The sequence below is a fragment of the Bradyrhizobium sp. JR4.3 genome (assembly GCF_040547695.1).
GTDB lineage: Bacteria > Pseudomonadota > Alphaproteobacteria > Rhizobiales > Xanthobacteraceae > Bradyrhizobium > Bradyrhizobium canariense.
Genome location: NZ_JBEPQF010000035.1, coordinates 25,590 through 49,919 on the forward strand (window position 1 = coordinate 25,590; position 24,330 = coordinate 49,919).

Here is a 24,330-nt window from a genome sequence, read left to right on the forward strand (position 1 = left end):
GGCAAGACTCCTTCAGTAGCCGAACGCGCGCGGCAATGCCGTGCTGAGCCATGGCACGAACGCGATCACGAGCAGGCAAAGGAACAATAGGCCGAGATAGCCCATGATCGGCTTCACCGTCTGCTCGATCGGCACGTTGCCGATCAGGCAAGCGCCGTAGAGCCCGAGCCCGAGCGGCGGCGCGAACAGGCCGATGCCCATCGCGATCACGAGCACGACGCCGAAATGCAGGGGATCGATCCCGAGCTGCACGGCCACCGGCAGCAGCAGCGGCCCGAAGATGATCAGCGCGGCCGCGCCCTCGAGCACCGAGCCCATCACGATCAGCACGGCGATTGCGAGCAGGATGAACAGCCAGGTGCCCGAGGTCTTGGACAGTCCCAGCATGAAATCGCCGACCGCATGCGGCACCTGCTGCAAGGTCAGCGTGAACGCCAGCGATTGCGCCGCCGCGACGATGAACAGCACGAGCCCCGCGCGCGTTGCCCCCTGGACGAAGCTGTGCGCAGCCGATGTGAAGCTGAGCTCGCGGAACACCACGCTGCCGACGACGAGCGCATAGGCCACCGCGAAGGCGGATATCTCGGTCGCGGTGGCAAAGCCGCTCTTGAAGCCGAAGAAGATCATGAAGATCAGGCCGAACGAGGCGATCGCGCCACTCCACAGGCCCGACACCGGCATCTGCGGCGCGATGTCCTCGGCATCAGCCGGAGTCTCAGTTGGAGCCTCAGTCGGCGTCTTGCCGAAGATGATGGAGACGGCGATCAACGCGAGCGCCATCAGCGCCGCCGGCAACAGCCCTGCGACGAACAGGCCGCCGATCGACAGGTTCGCGACGAAGCCCAGGATGATCAAATTGATGCAGGGCGGAATGGTCTCCGCCATCACCGCGGAGGCTGCGAGCAGCGCCACGGCACCGCCCGGGTTCTGCTTGGAGCGGCGCGCCGCCGGAATCAGCACGGAGCCGACCGCGGCGACATCGGCCATCTTCGAGCCGGAGATGCCGGAGAACAGCACCATCGAGGCTACCATCACGACGTTGAGGCCGCCGCGCATGCGCCCGACTCCGCGCTGCAACAGCTCGATCAGCCGCACCGACATGCCGTTGGCTTCCATGAGGTAGCCGACAAGGATGAAGAACGGAATCGCGAGCAGCACGAAATTATCGATGCCGCGCGCCATCTGCTGTGCGAAGATGACGCCGGGCAGCGCGCCCTCGACCCAGATGAAGATCAGCGCGGCCAGCGCCAGCGCAAAGCCGATCGGCAACCCACCGACCAACGTCGCGAAGAAGCCGATCAGCATCAGCGTGCCCGCCGATGGCACCGTGGCGGGCGACAGATAATCCCACGCGAGATAGAGGCCGGTCACGATGGCAACCGCGACGAGGCCTCTGACGATATCGGGAAGCGGCCTGGCGCAGAGCTGGTCGATCGCGAACACCGTCATGAACAGCGCGCCGAGGCCCATCGGGTAGAAGGTCAGCTCCAGCGGCAAGCCGGATCCGGTGGTCTGCCCCGCCGTCAGCGAGCCCAGCTTGATGGAATTGTAGGCGACGTAACCCGAAATCAGCACCACGAGCAGCGCACTCGCGGCGTCGACCAGCGCGCGCAGCCGTGCCGGCGCCAAATCGCGGAAGAAGGAGACGCCGACATTCTCGCCGCGCGCGAGCGCACTCGCCGCGCCGAAGAAGGCCGAGCCGACCATCAGGCCGCGCGCGACGTCGTCGGACCACTCCACCGGCGCGTTGAAGCAGAAGCGCAGCAGCACGGAACCGCAGACGACGACGAGGTCCGCGGCCAGCAAAATGGCCGCGATCGCGTCGCTGAGGCGAAGCAGCAGGGCGATGCTCCCGTGGCGGTCGCCCGAGAGAGGTACGGCAGCTGTCATTGCCACGTCAGGCCTGCGTGGCGCGAATGATGTCGATGACGGCCTTGGATTCCGGCCGCGCCTTGATGAAGTTCTCGATTTGCGGCGCGACGCGCTTCTTGAACGCCTCGCGGTCGCATTCGGCCACCGTCACGCCCTTTTCGGTCAAGGCCGACAGCGCCTCCTTCTCGACCGCGAGCCCATGGGTCCGCGTGTCCGCCGCAGCCTTCTTCGCGGCATCGAGGAAACCGTCGCGCAGCTTCGGATCCATGCGATTGTAGGTCGTGTCGCTGAAATAGATCGCGAGCGGCGAGAAATTGTGCTGCGTCAGTGAATAGAATTTCGCCGTTTCGAAGAACTTGCTGGCCAGGATGGTCGGCGGATCGTGCTCCAGCCCGTCCAGCACGCCGGCCTGCAATGCCGTGTAGATTTCGCCGAACGCCAGCGGCGTCGCGGCGGCCCCCATCAGGCGCAGGCATTCCGTGATGACGGGATTTGGCAGGGTGCGGATCTTGAGACCGGCGAGATCTTCCGGCGTCTTCACCGGCTTCCTCGCAAGTACGCTGCGCGAGCCGAAATTATAGGCCCAGGCGATGATGCGGATGTTGCTGCCCTTGAGCAGCGCGTCCTCGATCGGCTTGGCCGCGCCGGCGTCGAACGCCTTGGTCTGCTGCGGGAAACTCGAGAACAGAAAGCCGAGGTCGTAGGTGCCGACCAGCGGCACCAGATTGGCCGAGATCGACGAGCCCGACACCATGAGGTCGATGACGCCGAGCTTCACCGAGTTGATAACGTCGATTTCCTGACCCAGTTGGTTGTCGGGAAAGAACGCAACCTCGACCTGCTCACCGAGGCCGTTCGCCTTCAGGTTCTTCACGAGATTGTCGTAATAGACACGGCCGTTGGCGAATTTGGGATCGTTCGGCAGCGAGGAGGAGCATTTCAGCTTCAGCGTCGCGGCTTCGGCGCGGCCGATGAGTGCGGGGGAGAACACGAGGCCGGCGGCAAGTCCCGTCGACGACTTGATGAACGCGCGACGGTTCACGGGCACGATGGACATGGTGCGGTCTCTCCCCAATTATTATTTTTCGCGCCACGGTCGTTGCCGCAGCCCGTTTCGCGGACTGTATGGCCAAAGCGGCGGTGCAGGCAAGACTTGTGGCCGACCGCTGCAAAGCGGCGGATCGCGAAGATCGCCGGCATCAGCGCGCGGCGAAACAGCCATGTTTTTGCGGGATTCTCGATCAGATCGGCATGGGGCCGATGCGCGAGAAGATGCTTTCGCGTAGCATTGGGCATCGATCCAATTGGCGCATGGATCAATGCGCAATTCACATGGATGCCGCCAGAACGATGCTGCACCAGCTCCGGCAGACCTTCTGCCCCATTTTGCCGCAGCTCAACGTGATCCAGTGCACAGACAGACGCATGGCGGCCACCTAGAAAAGGTGACATCATCGTGCGCATTGCCGATGGAGGTGACACCATGCGCCGTCCAGTTCTTCGCAATTTGTTTCTTGCATCCGGTCTTCTCGCGCTCACGCAATTGACGACGCCCACGGAGGCGGCGGCCGAAGCGCGGCTCGCACTCGTGATCGGTCAATCGGCCTATCGCACCGTGCCGGAACTGCCCAACGCAGCCAACGATGCCAAGGGCATGACGGAGCTGCTCGGCAATGCCGGCTTCACCGTCACCACGGCATCCAATCTGGCGCAGAACGATATGCGTCAGGCGATCTCGGATTTCGCCGGCAAGGTCAGCGCCAGCGGCGCCGACACCGTCGCGCTGGTGTTCTATGCCGGCCACGGCCTCCAGATCGACGGCGAGAACTATCTCGTTCCCGTCGATCTCGACCCCAAGCGCGAAGCGGACATTCCGCTGCAGGGTGTGCGGCTCAACGATTTGCTCAACACGCTCGGCGCGCTGCCGACACGAGCCCGAATCTTCATGCTCGATGCCTGCCGCAACAATCCGTTCCCGGCGCTCAGCGGCGCCGGACACGGGCTCGCAATCGTCGACACCAAGGCCGGCGCGCCGGGCTCCTTCATTTCCTATTCGACCTCGCCGGGCTCCGAAGCCGAGGACGGCAGCGGCATCGACAGCCCCTACACCACCGCGGCGCTGACCGTCGCCAAGCAGCCCAATCTGCCGATCGAGGAAGTGTTCAAGCGCATTCGCGTCGCCGTGGCGCAATCGACCGACGGACGCCAGATCCCCTGGGAAAGCTCGTCGCTGACGACCGACTTCAAGTTTTTCGGCGGCGACAGCAGCGGCAGTCAGACTGCGCTTCCTGGCGCATCCTCCATGGCACTTGCGAGCGGCACGCGCAGCCTCGAGGATTGGCGCAAGGATTTGCAGGGCAAGCCGGCCATGGTCGCCTACGAGATGGTGATCACCGACGACACCGTGCCGGCGTATCAGGCCTATATCGAGTTGTATGCGCAGGATACCCGTACGCCGCGGCTGCGCACGATTGTGGAGCGCCGGCGCCAGATGCTGGCGTGGGAGCGCGCCACCGCGATCAACACCCGCGCCTCGTTCGAGGCTTATCTGGCGAACTGGGACAACAGCGACCTCGCTGCGACCGCACGCAGGCTGCTGCTTCGCGTGCAGAACCGCAACTACGTCTTGCCTGCCGCGGTCGCGGCCGCTCCTGCCCCGGTCGCCGTCGCAATGGCCCCGACCTGCCCCTGCTCGACACCTTCGACACCGGCAACGCCGATCAACCCGACAATCGCGCCTGTGATCAAGAAGCGCGTCGACGACACGCCGCCGAAGCGCAAGGTGGTCGACACGCCACCCAGGCCGCGCCGACCGCCGCCTGATGAAGTGATCTACGAGCGCGCGCCGCCACCGGATCGCGGCCCGCCGCCCGGCGCCATCATGCAAGGCATCGGAATTGGTGTCGGGATCGGCATGGGTATGGGCGGCGGCCGCGGCGGCGACTATCACAACGACCGCGGCCGGTACTGAGGCCACTCGCGAGATACGGAGGACAGATCTGTCCTCCGTCATTGCGAGCCACCGGGGCCGCGCTTCGCGCGGACCCGGTGGCTCGCAATGACGACGGATGGAGATAAACTGCGTCTTCTGCTTCCCGATACGGAAATGCTGTAGTCTAACCGACTAACGCCAGGGCTTTCCGGGGACTCCACATCGATGCCGCACGACGCTCACGCCAAGCCAGCTTGGCCGCTGTTTCGCTCACTCGCGTCCTATTCCCTCCCGGGCGACCTGATGGCGGGGCTGACGCTCGCGGCGATCGCGATTCCCGAGCAGATGGCCACGGCGCGGCTCGGCGGCTTCGCGCCGCAGATCGGCTTCTTCGCCTTTATGGCGGGCTCGCTCGGCTTTGCGATGCTCGGCGGCAACCGCTTCCTGTCCTGCGGCGCCGATTCCACGATCACGCCGATCTTCGCCGGCGGACTGGCGGCGCTGGCCGCCACCGGCTCGCCTGAGTATCAGGGGCTCGCGATCGCGCTGGCGCTGATGGTCGGCGCGATGATGCTGGCCGGCGGCGCCTTCCGCCTCGGCGGCATCGCCAATCTCTTGTCCGTGCCCGTCATGGTCGGCTTCCTCGCCGGCATCTCCGTCCACATCATCGTGTCGCAATTGCCGGGCGTGCTGGGTCTGGACTCGCCGGGCGGGCCGACGCTCGATCGCATCGGCGTGCTCGCAAGCGAGCTCGGCCGCACCAATCCGTTCACGTTGTGCATCGGTTTCGGTGTGCTGGCAGTGGTCTTCGTCTCCGAGAAGGTCAGCGCAAAAATTCCGGGCGCGCTGATCGGGCTCGTCGCCGCGACGCTGGCCACGATCGCACTCGGCCTCGAGAGCAAGGGCGTCAATGTCGTAGGCCTCGTGCCGGGGATGCTGCCGCGGCCGACCTTCCCCGAGCTTGCAGCGGAGCAATGGGTCCGCCTCGTGCCGCTCGCCTTTGTCATCACGGTCGTGGTGATGGTGCAGACTGCGGCGACGACGCGCTCGTTCCCGTCCGATCCCGACAAGCCGGCCGATGTCGATCGCGATTTTCTCGGCGCGGGCGCCGGCAGCGTGCTGTCGGGCCTGTTCGGCGCGTTTCCGGTCAATGCCAGCCCGCCGCGGACGGGCATTGTCGCCGAGACCGGCGGACAATCGCAGCTCGCGGGTCTCGCCGCCGCTGCGATCGTGCTGGCGCTGCTCGCGTTTGGAACGGGATTGCTGCAGCACGTTCCGGACGCAGCCCTCGGCGGCATCCTGCTGTTCGTCGCGCTGCGCATCATCCGCGTGAAGCAGATCGTCACGATCTATCACCAATCCCCGAGCGAATTCCTTCTGATCGCCGCCACCGCCGCGCTGATCATCGTGCTGCCGATCCAGCAGGGTGCGTTCCTCGGCATCGTGCTGTCGCTGCTGCACGGCATCTGGAGCACGACGCGCGCGCGGCTGGTCGAGTTCGAGCGCGTGCCGGGCACCACGATCTGGTGGCCGGCGCACCCGCACATCACCGGCGAGCGCATCGACGGCGTCGCCGTGATCGGGTTGCAGGCGCCGCTGTCGTTCCTCAATGCGCCCGGCTTTCGCAGCGACGTGTCCAGGGTGCTCGGCGCGACGCCGCCGCAACTGCTGGTGCTGGAGGCGAGCGGCATGGTCGAGATCGACTTCACCGCCGCGCAGATCCTGCTCGACGTTTTCAGGGCGTGCAGCGAACAGGGTGTCACGGTCGCGCTGGCCCGGCTGGAATCGGTACGCGCGCAGGCCGCGTTCGAGCGGTTCAGGCTGTTCGAGGCGCTGCCCCGGGAGAACGTCTTCCACAGTGTGGACGAGGCCGTGCGGAAGTTGGCGAAATAGAGTCAGCGGGTTTTGAGTCGAACCGGCGTGCCGCGGTCTCGGTGCACCTCGCCCGCCTGCGGGAGAGGTCGGCGCGTCCCGGGCGATGCGAAGCATCGTCCCGCGCGCCGGGTGAGGGCTTTGTCCTCTTGGGGATTGTCCCGTTGCGGAGACACCCTCTCCCCGACCCTCCCCCGCAAGCGGGGGAGGGAGCGCACCGCCTTCACTGCGCCAATATCGGGTGATCGCTCTGGACCGTTTCGCGGATCCAGCTGGCATGGATCGCGCGAAACAGGATCTGCGCCGTCTTGAGGTCGTTTGCCTTCATGCAGAGATCGACGATGCGGTGCACTGCGTCGTCGCGCATCAGTCCATCTGAGATCTTCATCGCGATTTCCATCGCGACTTTCGCCGCGCGCTCGTAGCGCGCGCTGTCGCGCTTGTCGTTGCGCGCGCTGCCTGCCGCGCTGGCCGCAGCAGCGTCACAGATCGCACGGATGCGCTCGGCGGCCTCGATGTCGCCGAGCGGTCCTTCGACCGTCTCATCCCAGACGTCGCCCGCCTTCTTCCTTGCGAACCACTCCATCACCCCGCCACCCGTGGTCTTCCGGCCACCGCATTGTTTCTGCTTCAGCGCCACCCACCATAGAGAACCGCAGTGCGATCGGCGAGGCGGTTTTCCGCCACGGCTTTTTGCGACGCGCTCAGGACGTCCGACGCGGCCCGATCGCCTCGAACTGCGCCTTCTGCTCGTCGCTCAAGGTGCCATAGAAATCCTCGAGCGCGGCCCGCACTGATTTCACGCCGTCCAGCATCATTTCGAGCCGCTTGTGAACCGCGGCCATGCGCGCCGGTGGTGTCATCACGTCGCTGGGCTGGCACGCGTCCTTGAGCGAATCTTTGACCCTGGCGCTGGTATCCTGAAGCACTTGCAGAGCAGCACGCTGAGTCTCACTGGGATGGAGCCGCGCGCCGATCTCGCCGGCTGGCCAATCGAGCCCAACAGGCGCACCGCAATTCTGAACCAGCGATGCGCTGGCGTCGCGGGAAGCCGCTGTCCGGCGCTGATCCTCGGCCAACGCATTGAAACGGGCCTTCTGCTCGTCGGTGAGGGCCCCATAGAATTTGTCGAGCGCCGGTTGCACCAGCTCGACGGCCTTCTCCATCGCCTCGATGCGCTGCTGCATCGCCGCCAACCGACCGGGCGCCGTCGCCGCGACTTGCGTTGGACAGGCCGCGCGGATGAGCTCTGCTGCCTGGATCGAGACATTGCCGAGTTCGTCGAGGCTTGCGCCTTGCGCCTCGGTCGGCTGCACCGCCGCGACGATCTGGTCGATCGGCAGACCGACGATTTCGCGACGGTCGCTGCCGCAAAGCTGATCGAGCGCAACGCCTCGCGCTTGCCGTCGTCCCTGCGGTCGTTGCGGCAGATAGGCCGAGAGGCGATCATAGCCATAGGGGCCGAACATGCCGGCATAGATGTCGGGATAGCCGTAGCCCCAGAAGCCGAGACCGTCGCCCCAGATCGCGTAGTCGTAGAGGTCGTTGTAGGCGAACGGCCAGAACAGCGGCCCGACCCAGCCATAGCCGCCCCCGGCATGTTGCCACCAACCGCTGCTTGCGCCATGCCAGCCGGCAAGGGCGGCCGCAGCTGCGATCTGGGCCCGCGCCGCCGGATTGCTGATCAGCCGGCCATTGCGAAACGCGCTGGAGTGCGCGTTCAGGGCATTGCGAAAATGCGCGGGACGGATACCCGCATTGCGGATCTGACCGAAGTTCGAGGAACCATGTCGGGCTCCGGCTGCGAACCGCGTCCCGCCATGATGCCCGCCGCCGCCATGCGCGTGCCCGAAACCGTGACCGCCGAAATGACCGCCGCCATGATGGCCACCCCCGTGCCCACCGCCATGCCCGCCCCCGTGCCCACCGCCATGGCCGCCGCCATGGCCGCCTTTCGCCAGTACCGCTCCCGCCAGCATGCACGCAAATGCCACCGCGGCAATTCGAATGACCGGTCGCACCATTGTACCCTCCCGCGCAGAACCCGGCCATAAGGCGTCGGAACTGGCGGGAATTGGAACCGGCAGGACTGCCGAAAGTTCCCGGTCGTTAGCTGCCCAGACTCTACGCCTCCGGAACGATCTTGCCGGGGTTGAAGATGTTTTGCGGATCGAGCGCCTTTTTCAGCGCCCGCATCGCGTCGATCGCCTCGGGGCCGAGCTCCGCCTTGAGATATTTCTGCTTGCCCTGGCCGATGCCGTGCTCGCCGGTGCAGGTGCCGTCCATCGCCTGCGCGCGCTCGACCAGCCGATGCATGAACTCCTCGCCGCGGGCCATCTCGTCGGCATCGTTGGTGTCGCAGACCAGCGAGCAGTGGAAATTGCCGTCGCCGACATGGCCGACGATCGGCGACAACAGGTTGAGACGCTTGAGATCTTCCTCGGTCTCGCCAACGCATTCGGCAAGCCGCGAGATCGGCACGCAGACGTCGGTCGCGACCACACCGATGCTGTCGCCCGGCCGCAGCGCCTTCACCGACCAATAGGCGTCGTGCCGCGCCTGCCACAGTTTTGTGCGATCCTCCGGCTTGGTGGTCCAGGAGAAGTCGCCGCCGCCGCAGTCTTTTGCGATCTCGCCGAAGGCCTTGGACTGTTCGCCGACCTCGATCTCGCTGCCGTGGAATTCCATCAGCAGCAGCGGCGTTTCCGGCAGGGTCAACTTCGAATAGGCGTTGCAGGCCCGCACCTGCGCGGCGTTGAGCAGCTCGATGCGCGCCACGGGAATGCCGGTCTGGATCGCTAGGATCACGGCCTGACACGCCCCGTCCACGGTCTCGAACGACACCGCGCCGGCCGCGATCGTATCGGGGATGCCGCGCAGGCGGATGGTCAGTTCGGAGATGATGCCGAGCGTGCCCTCGGCGCCGACGAACAGATGCGTCAGGTCGTAGCCGGCGGATGATTTCTTCGCACGCGTGCCGGTCGTGATGATCTCGCCGTCGCCGCGGACCACTTTCAGCGCCAGCACACTGTCGCGCATCGTGCCGTAGCGCACCGCGTTGGTGCCGGAGGCGCGGGTCGAGGCCATGCCGCCGAGGGACGCGTCCGCGCCGGGGTCGATCGGGAAGAACAGGCCCTGGTCGCGCAGATGCTCGTTGAGCGCCTTGCGGGTGACGCCGGGCTGGATCACGCAGTCGAGGTCCTCGGCATGCACCGCGAGCACCTTGTTCATGTCGCGCAGGTCGATGCAGATTCCGCCGGCGGGTGCGTTGACCTGGCCCTCGAGCGAGGTGCCGGTGCCGAAGGCGATGACGGGCACGCCGTTTGTCGCGCAGATCCGCACCACGTCCTGGATGTCGGCGGTCTCCTGCGCCATCACCACGCCGTCCGGCGGCTGGTTCACGAGCCAGGTGGTGGTGTGGCCGTGCTGCTCGCGGACGGCCTGCGAGGTGATGAGGCGGTTGCCGAACTGCGCGGCAAGCTGCTCCAGCGCGTTCGCGAGGGCTTTCGGCGCCGGCCGCGGCGGATTATTGGTGATGGTCGTACCCACGGACGTTCCTCCCGACGAGACGAACCGTGGCAAAGGACATCTCACCGGTCAAGTCAAGCGACCGGACGCATAGCTGGGGAAGGACACATGCCGGAGACTGCTGCCACAACGATCGAGGGCGCGCCGTTCCGCGCCTTGATCATGCAGATCGAGCCGCAATGGATCGACTACAACGGCCACCTCAACATGGCCTATTACAACGTGATGTTCGACCGCGCGATCGACCAGATGTGGCTGACGCTTGGGGTCGGGCCGGGCTACATGAAGGAGCGCGGCGGCTCGACCTTCACCGCGGAATGCCATGTGCGGTATTTGCGCGAAATCCACCTCGGTGATCCCGTGCAGGTCTCGGTCTGGCTGCTGGAAGCCGATGACAAGCGGCTTCACACCTTCCAGGAGCTGCGGCACGCGACCGAAGGCTGGTTGTCGGCAACCTCCGAAAACATGTCGCTGCACATCGACATGGGCTCACGAAAGGTGGCGGCGTTTCCGCCAGACATTCGCGAGCGCATTGCGGCGGTGGTCAAGGCTCATAGCGCCATGCCGCGGCCCGAGGGCATCGGCCGGAACGTGGCGATGCCCTCGAAGCGGTAAGGGTCTAACCTCCTCATCCTGAGGAGCCCGCAAAGCGGGCGTCTCGAAGGATGCAAGGCCACAGCCGGGCCTTCATGGTTCGAGACGCGCGTTCCGCGCTCCTCACCATGAGGATCACATGGCTAAACCCTGTTACGACCCCGTGCCAGACCGACAACGGCCGAGACCAGGAACAGCACGACCGCGATGAAGAAGATGATCTTGGCGATTTCGATCGACGCGCCGGCGAGGCCGCCAAAGCCCAGGATACCGGCGATCAAGGCGATAACCAGAAACGTCACAACCCAGCTAAGCATGATCCGAACCTCTGTTTCGATGTCTGTCTGCGATCGGCGCGGCTGACGCGCCTCACTTGCAGAACCAATCGCCAACTCGGAACAATGGTTCCGGGCCGCTGGGGCCGGAAATTCGCCTGACCCGCAGGAACAAATTGGCTTTCCGCGCACGTGGAAAACCCCCGTCCGCGGCCCCATATAGGGACCAATCCCTGTTAAGAAGGCTCCCCTTTCACCACCCCGCGGTGCCAACGTGGGGCAAATGATTCGCATGACCGAGCCGAGCAAGATCACGTCCCAGAGCGTCCCCGACCACCAGCCCGCAGCCGGCGGCATCGCCGCGCGTGCGCGCGCCTCGGTGGGCCCGCAATACCTGTCCGGGCTCAATCCGGAGCAGCGCGAGGCGGTGGAGACGCTGGACGGCCCGGTTCTGGTGCTGGCCGGCGCCGGCACCGGCAAGACCCGCGTGCTGACCACGCGCATCGCCCATATCCTGAGCCAGGGCCGCGCCCGCCCCTCCGAAATCCTGTCGGTGACCTTCACCAACAAGGCCGCGCGCGAGATGAAGCATCGGCTCGGCCAGATGCTCGGCCATGCGGTGGAAGGGATGCCGTGGCTCGGCACCTTCCACTCCATCGGCGGACGCATCCTGCGCACCCACGCCGAACTGGCGCAGCTCAAGTCGAACTTCACCGTGCTCGACGTCGACGATCAGGTGCGGCTCTTGAAGCAGCTGCTGCAAGCCGACCACATCGACGACAAGCGCTGGCCCGCGCGCATGCTCGCCGGCCTGATCGACGGCTGGAAGAACCGCGGCCTGACACCGTCGCAGGTGCCGTCGGGCGAAGCCGCCGTGTTCGCCAACGGCAAGGGCGGCAAGCTCTATGCGAGCTACCAGGAGCGGTTGAAGATTTTGAACGCCGCCGATTTCGGCGATCTGCTGCTCGAGGACATCCGCATCTTCCGCGAGCATCCGGATATCCTGCGGCAGTATCAGCAGCGCTTCAAATTCATCCTGGTCGATGAGTATCAAGACACCAACGTCGCGCAGTATCTGTGGCTGCGGCTATTGTCGCAGGCACCGACGAAGCCAACCTCGCCCACTGTCATTCCGGGGCGGCTCGAAGAGCCGAACCCGGAATCCGGAGATGAGTCTGCCGTTCGAGATTCTCAGGTGCGCGATCGCGCACCGGAGTTCGATGCTACGCATCGCCCCGGAATGACGGAACTCGCTGCCCCCCACGTCAAGAACATCTGCTGCGTCGGCGATGACGATCAGTCGATCTATGGCTGGCGCGGCGCGGAGGTCGACAACATCCTGCGCTTCGACCATGATTTTCCCGGCGCCAAGGTCATCCGCCTCGAGCGCAACTACCGCTCGACCGGCCACATCCTCGCCGCCGCCTCGCACCTGATCGCCCACAACGAGGGCCGGCTCGGCAAGACGCTGCGCACCGAGGACCATGACGGCGAGAAGGTCACGGTGACGGGCTCGTGGGATTCGGAAGAGGAAGCCCGCGGCATCGGCGAGGAGATCGAGCAGATCCAGCGCCAGGGCGACAAGCTCAACGAGATCGCGATTCTCGTTCGCGCCTCCTACCAGATGCGCGAGTTCGAGGACCGCTTCGTCACGCTCGGCCTGCCCTATCGCGTCATCGGCGGCCCGCGCTTCTACGAGCGCGCCGAAATCCGCGATGCGTTGGCCTATCTGCGCGTCATCAATTCACCGGCCGACGATCTCGCCTTCGAGCGCATCGTCAACACGCCCAAGCGCGGCCTTGGCGATGCCACCGTGCAGATGCTGCACGATCACGCCCGCAAGCGCCGCATTCCGCTGTTCGAAGCGGCGCGCGCGGTGGTCGAGACCGACGAGCTGAAGCCGAAGGCGCGCGGCTCGTTGCGCGACGTCGTCGCCCAGTTCGACCGCTGGCGCGCCCAGCGCGAGGTCACGTCGCACACGGATCTCGCCCAGATCGTGCTCGACGAGAGCGGCTACACCGAGATGTGGCAGAAGGACCGTTCGGCGGACGCCGCGGGCCGGCTCGAGAACCTCAAGGAGCTGGTGCGCTCGATGGAGGAGTTCGAGAACCTGCAAGGGTTCTTGGAGCACATCTCGCTGGTGATGGACCGCGACAGCGGCGCCGATGAGGACGCGGTGTCGCTGATGACGTTGCATTCGGCCAAGGGGCTGGAATTCGACAACGTGTTCCTGCCGGGTTGGGAGGAAGGTCTGTTTCCGAGCCAACGGACGCTGGACGAACAGGGCCGCGCCGGCCTTGAGGAAGAGCGCCGGCTCGGTCATGTCGGCCTGACCCGGGCCCGCCGCCGCGCCAAAATCTATTTTGCCACCAATCGGCGGATCCATGGCACCTGGTCGACCACGATCCCCTCGCGCTTCCTCGACGAATTGCCCGCGGCCAATGTCGAGATCACGGAATCCAAGGGCGGCTCGGCCTGGGGCGGCACCGGCGGCTACGGCGCCTCCCGCTTCGACGACATGGAAGCGTTCGGCTCCACCTATTCGACCCCCGGCTGGCAGCGCGCCCAGGCCAATCGCAATCGCGGCGGCGGCGGGGGCGGCAATGGCGGCCGCGGCAGCTTCGAGGAACAGGCCTCGTCGTTTTCGTCCCAGTCGTCCTCGCCCGATTTCGGCAGCTTCTCCTCGCGCCGTCGGGGGCCCCTGACGATCGAGGGCGAGCTGGTGGCCAAATCCACCGGCACGACCTCGGAATTCGCCCTCTCCGACCGCGTCTTCCACCAGAAATTCGGCTATGGCCGCGTCACTAAGATCGACGGCAACAAGCTCACCATCGCCTTCGACAAGGCGGGGGAAAAGAAGGTCGTGGACAGTTTTGTGCAGCGGGCGTGAGGCCTGCATGCCGCACTACATCGCCATCATCGAGGATGCCGGCCCGGACGAGGCCGTCGGCGTGTGGTTTCCCGACCTGCCCGGCTGCATTTCCGGCGGCGACGACGTCGATGAGGCCCTGGAGAATGCGCCCGAGGCACTCGCGTTCTATGCACAGGAACTGATCGCGGACGGCCGCCAGCTTCCCCCGCCGCGGACATTGGACGAGCTCAAGGCCGACCCTGATGTGGCCGACGACCTCGCGAAGCACACGGTCGCCCTGATCGAATGGCCGCCCCTCACTGAGGCCACGGAGTGAGGACTGTTCGCCGCACTGGTCGGACTCTCGACACTTCTCGCCCGAACGCCTCTTGACCCCCGCGAACTTCCCCGTATCAGATGCGGCCATGGTCCGGGGCTCCATCACACTGATCTTGCTGGCATTGGGTATGCCGTCGCTTGCGGCGGCGGAGACCATGAGCTTTGGCGATGCGATCGGGCTGCTGGCGAAAAGTTGCGGCGCGGAAATCGTCGCCAATTGCCGCGGCGTCAACCCGGATTCGACCCGCCTGAAGGAGTGCCTGTCGCGCAACCGCGACGTGCTCTCGCAGCAGTGCCAGAGCGACTATCTCGGCGCCTTCGATGCGATCCAGAAGCGCGTCGCTGCCCGCGTCACGGTGGCGAACGCCTGCCAGCGCGAGATCGTCAAGGTCTGCGGCGGCTCGACCAAGGAGACCAGCAAGGCGGTCCCCTGCCTGATCTCGACGCCCAAGGGCATCAGCAACAACTGCCTGAAGGCCGTCGACGACGCGGGGTATCGGTGATGCCAGCGAACAGGCTTACCACCGCCGGAATATGCATCGCGCTTGGCCTCGCTTTGCTCGCGGGCACAGCCGAGGCGCAGACGGCGCCGCCGACCCGCGACGACATCGTCGGCAAGCTCAACCATTTCGAACAGCCCGCCGAGATCGATATCCCCGCGCTGAAGCTGCAGGTGATGGAGCGGGCCAAGGCCAGGATCAAGAACGATCCGGGTCCGGTGAACCGGCCGTTGATCGCGCCTGATCTGGCCAGTTTGCCGACGTTCACCGCGCAGATCCAGTTCGACGCCGACACTCCGATCATCCAGCCGGCGTCCTACCAGACCGTCGGCCGCCTCGCCGACGCGCTGGTCCATGCCGCGCTGCTGCCCTACACGTTCCTGATCGTCGGCCACGTGGAATCCAACGCGAAGACGCGCGAGGCCAACGCGATCCTGAGCCAGCGCCGGGCGGACGCGATTCGCGACGTGCTGGTGAACACGTTCAAGATCTCGACCAAGCGGCTGCATCCGATCGGCCTCGGCGAGGAGCAGTTTCTCGACCGCGCCAAGCCAAGCTCAGTCGTCAACGGCCAGTTGCAAATCCTGACCTATGCCAAGGTACCGGAGGAAGCGCCTGCGCATCCGGCTGCGACACCTGCGCCTGCGGCGAAAAAGCCCGCTAGGAAGCACTGAGCGGACGCGCCACGGCGCCCGACGGAACCCTTTGAAGTCCCGATCGTTTTGTGACCTGTCTCACAGCGCGACAGCGCGGCTTCGCGCGACAATCGCGCCGGTTTGTGCACCGCCCTATCAGGTGCTATAGGCTTTTTTCGTCCTCCCCGACCCCATGCTGCACGAGACCGAGATGGCCAGTTATTTTCAACACCAACTGGCCGACTACGTCGAATATCATCGCGATCCCTGGAACTGCGCGATGCACGTGGTCGGCATCCTCTTGCTCTTCACCGGTGCTGTGCTGCCGCTGACGCAGGTGCATTTCCCGCTGTTCGGGATCGAGGTCAGCCTGGCCGTAATTCTTGCCCTGCCGGTGCTGGTCTACTGGCTGATGCTGGACGCCGGGATCGGGCTCGGCATCCTCGCCGCGATGATCGTGCTGCTTTTGGTCGCAACCGCGATCGGCAATCAGGTCTCGATCGTCATGATGTGGTCGATTTTTGCGGTGCTGATCGGACTTGGCGTCACTGCGCAGATCGTCGGCCACAAGGTTTTCGAGGAGCGGCAGCCGTCGATGGTCGACCACCCCACGCATTTCCTGCTTGGACCGATGTTTGTCATGGCAAAATTATTCATTGCATTGGGCTTCCGTCGCGACCTTGCCGCGATTCTGGCGCCTGTTCCGACCAATTCCCTTTCAACCCGATAGTTCTAGACGCGAAACAGCAAACCTTCTGCATGGCTCTCGTACTGGTTACCGGTGGCAGCGGCTTCATCGGACATCATCTCGTAGAAGCGCTCCGCGCCCGTGGGCAGCGGGTGCGTGTTCTCGATGTTCGTGCGCCGGCCACGCCGTATGCCGACGTTGAATATGCCCGTGGCTCGGTGCTGGACGGCGCCGCGGTCGGTGCCGCGATGGCGGGTGTGGATCAGGTCTATCACCTCGCCGGCCTGCCCGGCATGTGGGTCGCCGACAAGCAGGCCTTTCACGATGTCAATTGCCGCGGCACCGAGATCATGCTCGCGGCCGCGATGAAGCGCGGGGTCTCGCGCTTCCTACACTGCTCGACGGAATCGATCCTGTTCCCCTATTCCGACCTCAACGGTGTTCCCGCCGAAGAGGCGCTGCAGCCGGCCGATGCGATGCCGGGCGCCTACACGCGGTCGAAATCGCTGGCCGAGCATTGCGCCGCGAAGGCCGCAGCCGCAGGCTTCCCGCTGGTGATCGGCACCCCGACCATGCCGATCGGTGCCGCCGACCATAATCTGACGCCGCCGACCGCGATGCTGTGGTACTTCCTGCAGAAGAAAGTGCAGCCGCATCTCGACTTCCCGGTCAATCTCGTCGACGTCCGCGACGTCGCCATGGGCCTCGTGCTGACCATGGAACGCGGGCGTAACGGCCAGCGCTACATCCTCGGCGGCGACTGCGTCAGGCTCGGCCAGATTCTGCGGATGATGTCCGCGATGAGCGGCCGCCGGCAATTCCCGGTCGTCGTTCCCGGCAAGATGGCCGAGCTGTCGGGCATCATGCTCGAATATCTCTCCGATCGTATCACGCGCCGGCCTCCCAACGGCACTGCCGAGGGCGTGCGCATCGCGCTCGCCGCTAGCGACCTCTCGATCGGCAAGGCGCGCACCGAGCTCGGCTACGCGCCGCGCCCGATCGAGCCGGTCCTGCGCGAAACGGTCACCCATCTTCTCGCCCGCGGCGGCGCGCTTGCCTCCGGCGCCATCGAGCATCACGCGCTCTCCTCGCGCGCCAGCTGAGCTGCCGCCCAACCCAAAGAACCTTTCCGCATGTCCTTCGATTTCAGCAAGCTTCTCTCTGTCGCCTGGGGTGGTTGGACCACGACCTGGCCGACGCAACTGCTCGCCCTGATCTGGCTCGCCTGGCTCGCAAGCTGGGTCGGCGCCTCGTTCTGGCAGGGCCGTACCCAGAAGCAGGTGATGACGCTGGAGTCCGGCCGCTATCGCATCCCGATCCTGGTCGGCGGCATCCTGTTCACGCCCTGGACCGCCGAGGTGCTCGGTGAGAAGCCGCTCTGGGTGTTCAGCAATAGCGCCGTCTACGTCGTGGCGCTGATCGTGCTGGCCGGCATCTCCTTCACATGGTGGGGACGGCTGCATCTCGGACAGTTCTGGTCCAACACCATCACCCACAAGCAAGACCACCGCGTCATCGACACCGGCCCGTACGGCATCGTGCGCCATCCGATCTACACCGGCCTGATCCTCGGCATGCTGGTGACCGGCATCGCGGTCGGCACGGTCACTGCGATGCTCGGCGCGATCCTGATCTCGCTCGGCATGTGGCAGAAGGGCCGAATGGAAGAAGTGTTCCTGTCCAAGGAGCTCGGCGAAGACGCCTACGGCGCTTATTGCCGCCGCGTGCCGATGATCATCCCGTTCCTGTCGCCGCGGTAAGAGCGGGTATCGCTTCAACGCTGTCATCGCAAGCGTAGCGCAGCTGCACCTCCGGAGTCGTCCTGGCGAAAGCCAGGACCCATTACCCCAGGGAGCGGTTTGGCGAGGATTGCCCGGAACTGAGGTCGCACGCAATCGATGGATTCCGCGGTATGGGTCCTGGCTTTCGCCAGGACGACGTTGAGGAAGCTGTGTGCGCAACACATCGGCCCCCTGCTGCCAGGAACCCCTGCTGCCTGCGCCCGTTAGCCCCTCGATACCTGCCACCACTCGCAGAGCATCGAGCCATGTCCGACGCCTACGATTATTTTCGCGAGCACGCGATCGCCGCCGTCCGCAAGGCGCGGGCGCTGCCGCCCGGGCGGCCGAAGCAGAAGCAGCGCACGGTGGCGCGCGTCTATCATCTCCTGTCCAGGGAGGCCGCGCTGGCGCCGAACGTTCATCATCTGGATGATTTCCGCACGGCGCGACGGCTAGAGCAACAGATCGGCCGCTGATCCCCGGGCAGCCTGCCGGGATTCGTCCCATGCAAATTCGAACGGCTGCCATTCCACGGGAATAGAGCCCCGCGGCGCTCCACACAGGTTGACGTCTGGCCCGTCAGCCCGTTGGATGCGCGCGCAAACAGGGGCCTCTCATGACGTTTTCCAGCATCTTTGCGCAGTTCGTTGCGCTTCTCGGCGGCATCGCGCTGCAATGGCGGAAGCTGTCGGGCACCGTGCCTGCGCCGGCCTGGGGCCAGTCGCCCGCTATTCCCGAAGCCAAGCCGCAGGGCGCCATCCCGACACTGAAGATGCCGACGGCGCGGGGCTGGAGCGAAGGACAGAAGCCGACGGTCGCACCCGGGCTCAAGGTCAATGCGTTCGCGACCGGCCTCGACCATCCGCGCTGGATCGAGGTGCTGCCCAATGGCGATGTGCTGATCGCGGAGGCGACGCAGATCGCGGGGGCGCCGCGGTCCGTGTTTCATTACGCGATGCAGGCAACGATGCGGCGCGCCGCCGCGCTCGGCGTCAGTGCCAACCGCATCACGCTGCTGCGCGACAAGGATGGCGACGGCGTCGCGGAGTATCGCGGCGCGTTCATGGAAAATCTCAGCCAGCCGTTCGGCATGGCGCTGGTCGGCGACACCTTCTATGTCGGCAACACCGACGGCGTGATGGCCTTCCCGTACGTGGCGAACGCCGATCGCATTACCGCGCCGGGCAAGCGCCTCACCAATTTCAAGCCAAGCGGCCACTGGACCCGCAGCCTGCTCGCAAGCCCCGACGGCAAAAAACTCTATGCCGGCGTCGGCTCGCTCAGCAACATCGCCGAGATGGGCATGGAGGTCGAGGAAGGCCGCGCCGCGGTCTACGAACTCGACCTCGTCGCCGGCACGCACCGCATCTTCGGCGCCGGCCTGCGCAATCCCGTTGGTCTTGCCTGGGAGCCGACGACCGGTGTGCTTTGGACCGTCGTCAACGAGCGCGACGGCCTCGGCGACGAAACGCCGCCGGACTATCTGACCTCGGTGCGCGACGGCGGCTTCTACGGCTGGCCCTATTGCTACTGGGGCAAGACGGTTGACGAGCGCGTGCCGCAGGATCCGGCGATGGTCGCCAAGGCGCTCACGCCGGACTACGCGCTCGGCGGCCACACCGCTTCGCTCGGCCTGTGCTGGATGCCGGCGGGCACGCTGCCTGGCTTCCCCGACGGCATGGCGATCGGCCAGCACGGCTCGTGGAATCGCAGCACGCTGTCCGGCTACAAACTGGTGTTCATCCCGTTCGAGAACGGAAAGCCTTCGGGTCCCGCACGCGACATCCTGTCCGGCTTCCTGGCACCCGACGAAAAGGAATCCTACGGCCGCCCGGTCGGCGTCGTGATCGGTCCTGACAAGAAGTCGCTGCTGATGGCCGACGACGTCGGCAATGTGATCTGGCGTGTCACCGGCGCTTGAAGGTTATGTTCCAACACTGAGCGTGGCGCGCTGCTTGCGGAGCAGGGCGATCACGGACAGCGCCGTAATCAACCCGGTCTTGGGATTCTCGGACGGGATATTCTCGATTGACATCGAGAAGCGCGCCGAATCCGCCTCGACCTCGATGCGGTGAACATTGCGCGTCACGGTCGGGTCGGCCCAGATTTGCACCTGGGTGCGATCCGGCCCGACGCCCGCGAGCGACAGCGCGACCGCGACGTTGAGATTGGCCGGAAAGCCTTTTGCGGCCTCGCGCGCCGTGCCTTCGAACAGCTTCAGCGGCTCGCGCAGATTGTCGATATCGATGTTGTTCTGGACGATGAACGGCGCGCCCTTCAAGCCGTCGATCGGCTTGCGCGTCACCATCCTCACCGAATGAATGGTGCCGATCGCAGCCGCGTTGACGGCGTCGAGTCCGATCAGCGCGCCGGTCGGCACGAGGATGCGGCCGCCATTGGCGCGGGCGAGATCGACAAGATCGAAATTGTCGAGCAGCCCGCCGACACTGACGACGACCGCGGCCCTGCCGCGTTTCACCGCGGGCTCGACGATCGCACGCAGTTGGCTGCTCGGCGCGCATTCGACCACGATGTCGGCGGCGTCGCCGAGTTGGTCGAGCGGCAGGACGGATGGCGGACGACGCAGGCTGGCGAGGAACGTCTGATGCTTTGCGGGATCGCGCACCGCCACGGCAGAGAGCGTCAATCCTTCGATGCCCTGATCGAGCGCGGTCGCGATCTTGGTGCCGATCGAGCCGAGCCCCGCGATGGCAACCCGCAATTCGTTCGAAGCTCTCCGTTCCGTCATCGCATCACCCTTCTCGCCCAGCCGATGTCATAGCGCCTCAGGCGTCCCGCGCATAGCTGCGCAGGCGCGCCTCGAGCACGGACAGCATCGCGTCGCGGGCCGGGTCACGCGAGCCGCGCAGCCATGCGGCAGCGAGCGGCAGCCGGCCGACGGGTCCGATCTGCTTTGGCCGCAGCGGCACGAAGCGCACGCCGGATACCGCCATCCGGGTGGACCAACGCGGCACGATTGCGACACCGAGCCTGGTTGCGACGAGATTGATGATGGTCTGCTTCTCGTCGGCGACCTGCACGATGCGCGGCGTGAGGCCAGCCTGCTCGAACAGTTTCATGGTGAGGTCGTGGCTGTGCGGCCGCGAGCGGCGATCAGGCACCAGCATCGCCTCCTCGGCAATCTCAGCCAGCGTGATCGACTTGCGTTTGGCCAGCGCGTGGCGCTGCGGGAATGCCACGATGGCTGTTTCCTGCAGCAGATCGCGGAATTCAAGCCGCTTGTCCGGCTGGGCCGGCGGACGCACGAAAGCGAGATCGAGCGCACCGGTCAGGATCTTTGGCAGCAGCCGGACGGTCTTGTCCTCGAGAAGCTGCACCGCAATGTCAGGATGTTTTGCACGGAAGTCGCGCAAGAGCGCCGGCAACAACCCGGCCGCAGCACTGTCGATGGCGCCGACCCGGAGTTTTCGAGCAGCCCCTGCGCGCGAGCGATTGCGCAGATTGCTCTCGACCGCCTCGACGCGGGCGAGGATGGCACGGGCATCGCGCAGCAGCGTCGCGCCATCTTCCGTCAGCGACACCGCCCGCGTCGTCCGCGCGAACAGCCGCGTATCCAGATCCTGCTCCAGCAGCTTAATCTGGCGGCCGAGTGCGGAGGGCAGCATCTGGAGATGCTGCGCCGCGCGGCCGAAATGCAACTGCTCGGCCGCCGCCACGAAGCATCGCAACTGATGCAATTCCATTCACCGGTCCTCTGATCCTGTGACGGAATTATATCATTTTTTTGTATAAACCAGTGTCGATTGAGTCCCTGCCCCTCCCCGCCTAGGTTCCCTAGCGTCACGCAATCCCACCGACATCTGGACGGAGCACTTCATGCGCACCCATTCGATTGCAGCGATCCCCGCCGACGGCATCGGCCCCGAGGTCATCTCCGCCGGCGTTCGCGTGCTGGAGGCGCTGGCCAAACGTAGCGGCGATCTCGCCTTCAACATCAAGACGTTCGACTGGGGTTCGGACTATTACAAGAAGCACGGCGTCATGATGCCGGCCGACGGCCTCGCGGAGCTCAAGAAATTCGACGCGATCTATTTCGGCGCGGTCGGTGCGCCCGACGTGCCCGATCACATCACGCTGTGGGGCCTGCGGCTACCGATCTGCCAGGGCTTTGACCAATACGCCAATGTGCGGCCGACCAAGATCTTGCCGGGCGTCGCCTCGCCGCTGCGCAATGTCGGCGTCGGCGACCTCGACTGGGTGATCGTGCGCGAGAATTCGGAGGGCGAGTATGCCGGCATGGGCGGCCGCGCCCACAGGGGTCTCCCGGAAGAGGTCGGCACCGAGGTCGCGGTGTTCACCCGCGTCGGCGTGACGCGGATCATGCGCTATGCATTCGAGCTCGCCCGGTCGCGTCCGCGCAAATTCCTGACCGTGGTGACCAAGTCGAACGCGCAGCGCCATGGCATGGTGATGTGGGACGAGATCGCCGCCGAGGTCGCGGCCGAATTCCCAGATGTGACCTGGGACAAGATGCTGGTCGACGCCATGACGGTGCGCATGACGCTGCATCCGAAGAGCCTCGACACCATTGTCGCGACGAATTTGCACGCCGACATCCTCTCCGACCTCGCCGGGGCGCTGGCGGGCAGCCTCGGCGTCGCGCCGACCGCCAATATCGATCCGCAGCGCCGCTTCCCCTCGATGTTCGAGCCGATCCACGGCTCGGCCTTCGACATCACCGGCAAGGGCATCGCCAATCCGGTCGCGACGTTCTGGACCGGCGCGCAGATGCTGGAGCATCTCGGCGAGAAGGACGCGGCGGTGCGGTTGATGGCGGCGGTGGAGAAAGTATGTGCAGCCGGCGTGCTGACGCCCGATGTCGGTGGCACGGCGACGACGAAGGACGTGACGGACGCCGTGATCGAGGCGATCCACGGATCGAACGCGTAGTCCGAGGTGCGTCTCCCTCCCCGCCCGTTCTTGCGGCGAGAGGGTTAGGGAGGCGCGGGGGATTCCAAAAAATTTTGGACCCCCTCTTGAAACCAAAACAGGCTTTTTTTATTTTTCCGCTGCCGCCGAGAGGTGGCGTTCCCGACGCCTGGTGGGTCGGGAAGCTGAGACGGGCACCGGTCGTGTCCGGTGTCGTTCGTATCCATTTTGCTCCTTGGAGGATCTGGCTATGCGCACTTACGACTTCTCTCCCTTGTGGCGTTCGACCGTTGGTTTCGACCGCCTTTTCGACCTCGTTGAAACGGCACAGCGTGCCGGCGAGGACAACTATCCCCCCTACAACATCGAACGCATCGGCGAGGATCGCTACCAGATTTCGCTTGCGATTGCGGGCTTTGCACCCAACGAGGTCGCGGTGACGGCCGAGCAGAACGCGGTGACCGTCGAGGGAAACAAGCCGGACAGGACCGAACGCGAATATCTCTACCGGGGCATTTCCGCGCGGCCGTTCAAGCGGCAGTTTAACCTGGCCGATTATGTTCAGGTGCACAGCGCCTCGTTCGAGAACGGCCTGCTCAAGATCGAACTGGTCCGGGAAATCCCTGAAGCCATGAAGCCGCGGCGAATTGCCATCAATGCCGCGCCGTCCGGCAACGTGCATCAACTCGAGGGCAAAGCCGCCTGAATTTGGTCTGTCGGAGACCCGGTGATCCCGCCCGATCGTCGGGCGGGATCGACCATGGCCTTCGACCGCGCACCCGAATGCAAGTCAGAGGTTTAAAGAAAGGAGGAGGACCTCTCATGCTCGATCATGTCGACAACATCATCGATCTGAATGCGATATTGCACCCTGGCTCTGTCTATGATCATCCCCGCGACGTCCTAGCCGATCCAACTCTGTCGATCGGCGAGAAGCGTGCAATCCTCGCGTCCTGGGCTTCGGACGCAGCCAGTATCGCCTCGAGTCCGGCATTGCGCGAACTGCCCGGCTCGGGCAAAGCCGTCACCATCGACGAAATTCTGGAAGCGCTCGCGAGCCTCGACCACCATCCGAAAGGACCTCCGGGTGGCAAGCCGGTCCGCACGCGATCCGTCGAACGAACCGGCCTCGCAGCCTAGGCAACGACAGCTCGACGGGGATTGCGATGAGGGTTGATGAAGAGCTGGCCTTGTTGCGCGGCCACCGCAGCAACATCAGCCGCTATCAGCGGCTGCTCAAGACCGAGCTGACCGAGTTCGAACGGCGGTTCATCGAGAGACGTGTGTCCGAGGAGCGCTCGGCGATCGAGAAGCTCGCGGTCTCCGCCTTTCCGCTCACCTTTCAGGCTCCGAACCGGGCAATGGGGAACGCAATCACGCGCCCGACGGCGAGCAGCCACGGCTAATCGACATGCCCGAACAGCTCCCGACATTCGAAGCGTTCCTGAAGAAATGCGGTCGCAGGACGTGGCGGTGGCGTGTCTGCACGACGGAAGGGCGCCTGGTCATGCACGGCTTCGAAAATGGCCGACCCGCTGCCAAATATGCGGCTGAAAGAGCATTGTTTCTGATG

25 protein-coding genes are annotated in these 24,330 nt (G+C 65.3%); 16 read left to right on the forward strand and 9 right to left on the reverse strand.

Features of this window, described 5'->3' with window-relative positions; translation table 11 throughout:
- Positions 1-12: 12 nt before the first annotated feature.
- Genes ABIB91_RS34500 through ABIB91_RS34510 form a run of 3 tightly spaced genes read right to left on the reverse strand, consistent with a single transcriptional unit; the run spans position 13 to position 3,357 of the window.
- Positions 13-1,890: a TRAP transporter large permease gene (locus tag ABIB91_RS34500; protein ID WP_354171211.1), complete on the reverse strand. Its 1,878-nt coding sequence runs from the start codon at positions 1,888-1,890 to the stop codon at positions 13-15.
- A gap of 7 nt (positions 1,891-1,897) precedes the next feature.
- On the reverse strand, positions 1,898-2,929 hold the full coding sequence (locus ABIB91_RS34505) for a TRAP transporter substrate-binding protein (protein WP_354171209.1): 1,032 nt from the start codon (positions 2,927-2,929) through the stop codon (positions 1,898-1,900).
- Positions 2,911-3,357 (reverse strand): hypothetical protein, encoded by a 447-nt coding sequence (locus ABIB91_RS34510; RefSeq protein WP_354213181.1) that lies wholly within the window; start codon positions 3,355-3,357, stop codon positions 2,911-2,913. Before ABIB91_RS34510 ends, ABIB91_RS34505 begins: the two co-directional genes overlap by 19 nt.
- On the opposite strand from ABIB91_RS34510, the gene ABIB91_RS34515 reads away from it, so the two are divergent.
- Positions 3,356-4,843 (forward strand): caspase family protein, encoded by a 1,488-nt coding sequence (locus ABIB91_RS34515; protein WP_354171205.1) that lies wholly within the window; start codon positions 3,356-3,358, stop codon positions 4,841-4,843. The genes ABIB91_RS34510 and ABIB91_RS34515 overlap by 2 nt on opposite strands.
- 186 nt (positions 4,844-5,029) lie before the next feature.
- Positions 5,030-6,697: a SulP family inorganic anion transporter gene (locus ABIB91_RS34520; protein ID WP_354171203.1), complete on the forward strand. Its 1,668-nt coding sequence runs from the start codon at positions 5,030-5,032 to the stop codon at positions 6,695-6,697.
- A gap of 202 nt (positions 6,698-6,899) precedes the next feature.
- On the opposite strand, the gene ABIB91_RS34525 is transcribed toward ABIB91_RS34520, so the two are convergent.
- From ABIB91_RS34525 to ABIB91_RS34535, 3 genes are all read right to left on the reverse strand, one after another.
- Positions 6,900-7,262 carry a hypothetical protein gene (locus ABIB91_RS34525; RefSeq protein ID WP_354171201.1) on the reverse strand — a complete coding sequence of 121 codons (363 nt, stop codon included), beginning with the start codon at positions 7,260-7,262 and terminating at the stop codon, positions 6,900-6,902.
- A 118-nt stretch (positions 7,263-7,380) separates the two neighbouring features.
- Entirely contained in the window at positions 7,381-8,700 is a 1,320-nt protein-coding gene (locus tag ABIB91_RS34530; RefSeq protein WP_354171199.1) for a Spy/CpxP family protein refolding chaperone, read from the reverse strand.
- 100 nt (positions 8,701-8,800) lie between these two features.
- Positions 8,801-10,225: an FAD-binding oxidoreductase gene (locus ABIB91_RS34535; RefSeq protein WP_354171197.1), complete on the reverse strand. Its 1,425-nt coding sequence runs from the start codon at positions 10,223-10,225 to the stop codon at positions 8,801-8,803.
- 87 nt (positions 10,226-10,312) lie between these two features.
- Between ABIB91_RS34535 and ABIB91_RS34540 the strand changes: the two genes are divergently transcribed.
- Positions 10,313-10,819, forward strand: a complete 507-nt coding sequence (locus ABIB91_RS34540; protein ID WP_354171195.1) for a thioesterase family protein — start codon at positions 10,313-10,315, stop codon at positions 10,817-10,819.
- A gap of 122 nt (positions 10,820-10,941) precedes the next feature.
- Here the strand turns inward: ABIB91_RS34540 and ABIB91_RS34545 are convergent, their stop codons facing one another.
- Entirely contained in the window at positions 10,942-11,115 is a 174-nt protein-coding gene (locus tag ABIB91_RS34545; protein ID WP_007600914.1) for a DUF1328 domain-containing protein, read from the reverse strand.
- A 241-nt stretch (positions 11,116-11,356) separates the two neighbouring features.
- On the opposite strand from ABIB91_RS34545, the gene ABIB91_RS34550 reads away from it, so the two are divergent.
- From ABIB91_RS34550 to ABIB91_RS34590, 9 genes are all read left to right on the forward strand, one after another.
- Positions 11,357-13,963: an ATP-dependent helicase gene (locus tag ABIB91_RS34550; protein WP_354171192.1), complete on the forward strand. Its 2,607-nt coding sequence runs from the start codon at positions 11,357-11,359 to the stop codon at positions 13,961-13,963.
- 7 nt (positions 13,964-13,970) lie between these two features.
- Complete coding sequence (locus ABIB91_RS34555; RefSeq protein WP_007600912.1) at positions 13,971-14,261, forward strand: type II toxin-antitoxin system HicB family antitoxin; 291 nt, start codon at positions 13,971-13,973, stop codon at positions 14,259-14,261.
- 88 nt (positions 14,262-14,349) lie between these two features.
- Positions 14,350-14,766 carry a hypothetical protein gene (locus tag ABIB91_RS34560; protein WP_007600911.1) on the forward strand — a complete coding sequence of 139 codons (417 nt, stop codon included), beginning with the start codon at positions 14,350-14,352 and terminating at the stop codon, positions 14,764-14,766.
- Complete coding sequence (locus tag ABIB91_RS34565) at positions 14,766-15,437, forward strand: OmpA family protein (protein ID WP_007600910.1); 672 nt, start codon at positions 14,766-14,768, stop codon at positions 15,435-15,437. Before ABIB91_RS34560 ends, ABIB91_RS34565 begins: the two co-directional genes overlap by 1 nt.
- A 154-nt stretch (positions 15,438-15,591) precedes the next feature.
- On the forward strand, positions 15,592-16,128 hold the full coding sequence (locus ABIB91_RS34570) for an Mpo1 family 2-hydroxy fatty acid dioxygenase (RefSeq protein ID WP_354171189.1): 537 nt from the start codon (positions 15,592-15,594) through the stop codon (positions 16,126-16,128).
- A 29-nt stretch (positions 16,129-16,157) separates the two neighbouring features.
- On the forward strand, positions 16,158-17,189 hold the full coding sequence (locus ABIB91_RS34575; RefSeq protein WP_354171187.1) for an NAD-dependent epimerase/dehydratase family protein: 1,032 nt from the start codon (positions 16,158-16,160) through the stop codon (positions 17,187-17,189).
- A 30-nt stretch (positions 17,190-17,219) separates the two neighbouring features.
- Positions 17,220-17,846: a methyltransferase family protein gene (locus tag ABIB91_RS34580; protein WP_354171185.1), complete on the forward strand. Its 627-nt coding sequence runs from the start codon at positions 17,220-17,222 to the stop codon at positions 17,844-17,846.
- Positions 17,847-18,133: 287 nt separating this feature from the next.
- The gene (locus ABIB91_RS34585; protein WP_007600906.1) at positions 18,134-18,343 is read left to right on the forward strand and encodes a hypothetical protein; all 210 of its coding nucleotides are present in this window, start codon (positions 18,134-18,136) and stop codon (positions 18,341-18,343) included.
- A gap of 140 nt (positions 18,344-18,483) precedes the next feature.
- A complete protein-coding gene (locus tag ABIB91_RS34590) occupies positions 18,484-19,788 on the forward strand; it encodes a PQQ-dependent sugar dehydrogenase (protein ID WP_007600905.1) in 1,305 nt (434 codons plus the stop codon).
- 3 nt (positions 19,789-19,791) lie between these two features.
- On the opposite strand, the gene ABIB91_RS34595 is transcribed toward ABIB91_RS34590, so the two are convergent.
- Positions 19,792-20,616, reverse strand: coding sequence for an aspartate dehydrogenase (locus tag ABIB91_RS34595; RefSeq protein ID WP_219683446.1), 825 nt, complete (start codon positions 20,614-20,616; stop codon positions 19,792-19,794).
- 37 nt (positions 20,617-20,653) lie between these two features.
- The gene (locus tag ABIB91_RS34600; protein WP_354171182.1) at positions 20,654-21,571 is read right to left on the reverse strand and encodes a LysR substrate-binding domain-containing protein; all 918 of its coding nucleotides are present in this window, start codon (positions 21,569-21,571) and stop codon (positions 20,654-20,656) included.
- A gap of 133 nt (positions 21,572-21,704) precedes the next feature.
- On the opposite strand from ABIB91_RS34600, the gene ABIB91_RS34605 reads away from it, so the two are divergent.
- The 4 genes from ABIB91_RS34605 to ABIB91_RS34620 all read left to right on the forward strand — a co-directional run bounded on the left by ABIB91_RS34605 (position 21,705) and on the right by ABIB91_RS34620 (position 24,163).
- Complete coding sequence (locus tag ABIB91_RS34605) at positions 21,705-22,778, forward strand: tartrate dehydrogenase (RefSeq protein ID WP_354171180.1); 1,074 nt, start codon at positions 21,705-21,707, stop codon at positions 22,776-22,778.
- 229 nt (positions 22,779-23,007) lie between these two features.
- Positions 23,008-23,463, forward strand: coding sequence for a small heat shock protein HspD (gene hspD, locus ABIB91_RS34610; protein ID WP_035994254.1), 456 nt, complete (start codon positions 23,008-23,010; stop codon positions 23,461-23,463).
- Between the two features lie 116 nt (positions 23,464-23,579).
- A complete protein-coding gene (locus ABIB91_RS34615; protein WP_007600899.1) occupies positions 23,580-23,897 on the forward strand; it encodes a hypothetical protein in 318 nt (105 codons plus the stop codon).
- A gap of 26 nt (positions 23,898-23,923) precedes the next feature.
- Positions 23,924-24,163, forward strand: a complete 240-nt coding sequence (locus ABIB91_RS34620) for a hypothetical protein (protein ID WP_354171178.1) — start codon at positions 23,924-23,926, stop codon at positions 24,161-24,163.
- Positions 24,164-24,330: the final 167 nt, after the last annotated feature.

What these genes read in the sequence shown, in the direction of transcription:
- ABIB91_RS34550 (WP_354171192.1), top strand. Translation starts at nt 11,357, where the DNA reads ATGATTCGCATGACCGAGCCGAGCAAGATCACGTCCCAGAGCGTCCCC.
- ABIB91_RS34570 (WP_354171189.1), top strand. Translation starts at nt 15,592, where the DNA reads ATGCTGCACGAGACCGAGATGGCCAGTTATTTTCAACACCAACTGGCC.
- ABIB91_RS34530 (WP_354171199.1), bottom strand. Translation starts at nt 8,700, where the DNA reads ATGGTGCGACCGGTCATTCGAATTGCCGCGGTGGCATTTGCGTGCATG.
- ABIB91_RS34590 (WP_007600905.1), top strand. Translation starts at nt 18,484, where the DNA reads ATGACGTTTTCCAGCATCTTTGCGCAGTTCGTTGCGCTTCTCGGCGGC.
- ABIB91_RS34595 (WP_219683446.1), bottom strand. Translation starts at nt 20,616, where the DNA reads ATGACGGAACGGAGAGCTTCGAACGAATTGCGGGTTGCCATCGCGGGG.
- ABIB91_RS34525 (WP_354171201.1), bottom strand. Translation starts at nt 7,262, where the DNA reads ATGGAGTGGTTCGCAAGGAAGAAGGCGGGCGACGTCTGGGATGAGACG.
- ABIB91_RS34615 (WP_007600899.1), top strand. Translation starts at nt 23,580, where the DNA reads ATGCTCGATCATGTCGACAACATCATCGATCTGAATGCGATATTGCAC.
- ABIB91_RS34515 (WP_354171205.1), top strand. Translation starts at nt 3,356, where the DNA reads ATGCGCCGTCCAGTTCTTCGCAATTTGTTTCTTGCATCCGGTCTTCTC.
- ABIB91_RS34565 (WP_007600910.1), top strand. Translation starts at nt 14,766, where the DNA reads ATGCCAGCGAACAGGCTTACCACCGCCGGAATATGCATCGCGCTTGGC.
- ABIB91_RS34575 (WP_354171187.1), top strand. Translation starts at nt 16,158, where the DNA reads ATGGCTCTCGTACTGGTTACCGGTGGCAGCGGCTTCATCGGACATCAT.
- ABIB91_RS34605 (WP_354171180.1), top strand. Translation starts at nt 21,705, where the DNA reads ATGCGCACCCATTCGATTGCAGCGATCCCCGCCGACGGCATCGGCCCC.
- ABIB91_RS34510 (WP_354213181.1), bottom strand. Translation starts at nt 3,357, where the DNA reads ATGGTGTCACCTCCATCGGCAATGCGCACGATGATGTCACCTTTTCTA.
- ABIB91_RS34580 (WP_354171185.1), top strand. Translation starts at nt 17,220, where the DNA reads ATGTCCTTCGATTTCAGCAAGCTTCTCTCTGTCGCCTGGGGTGGTTGG.
- ABIB91_RS34560 (WP_007600911.1), top strand. Translation starts at nt 14,350, where the DNA reads ATGGTCCGGGGCTCCATCACACTGATCTTGCTGGCATTGGGTATGCCG.
- ABIB91_RS34600 (WP_354171182.1), bottom strand. Translation starts at nt 21,571, where the DNA reads ATGGAATTGCATCAGTTGCGATGCTTCGTGGCGGCGGCCGAGCAGTTG.
- ABIB91_RS34505 (WP_354171209.1), bottom strand. Translation starts at nt 2,929, where the DNA reads ATGTCCATCGTGCCCGTGAACCGTCGCGCGTTCATCAAGTCGTCGACG.
- ABIB91_RS34585 (WP_007600906.1), top strand. Translation starts at nt 18,134, where the DNA reads ATGTCCGACGCCTACGATTATTTTCGCGAGCACGCGATCGCCGCCGTC.
- ABIB91_RS34540 (WP_354171195.1), top strand. Translation starts at nt 10,313, where the DNA reads ATGCCGGAGACTGCTGCCACAACGATCGAGGGCGCGCCGTTCCGCGCC.
- ABIB91_RS34545 (WP_007600914.1), bottom strand. Translation starts at nt 11,115, where the DNA reads ATGCTTAGCTGGGTTGTGACGTTTCTGGTTATCGCCTTGATCGCCGGT.
- ABIB91_RS34620 (WP_354171178.1), top strand. Translation starts at nt 23,924, where the DNA reads ATGAGGGTTGATGAAGAGCTGGCCTTGTTGCGCGGCCACCGCAGCAAC.
- ABIB91_RS34555 (WP_007600912.1), top strand. Translation starts at nt 13,971, where the DNA reads ATGCCGCACTACATCGCCATCATCGAGGATGCCGGCCCGGACGAGGCC.
- ABIB91_RS34520 (WP_354171203.1), top strand. Translation starts at nt 5,030, where the DNA reads ATGCCGCACGACGCTCACGCCAAGCCAGCTTGGCCGCTGTTTCGCTCA.
- hspD (WP_035994254.1), top strand. Translation starts at nt 23,008, where the DNA reads ATGCGCACTTACGACTTCTCTCCCTTGTGGCGTTCGACCGTTGGTTTC.
- ABIB91_RS34500 (WP_354171211.1), bottom strand. Translation starts at nt 1,890, where the DNA reads ATGACAGCTGCCGTACCTCTCTCGGGCGACCGCCACGGGAGCATCGCC.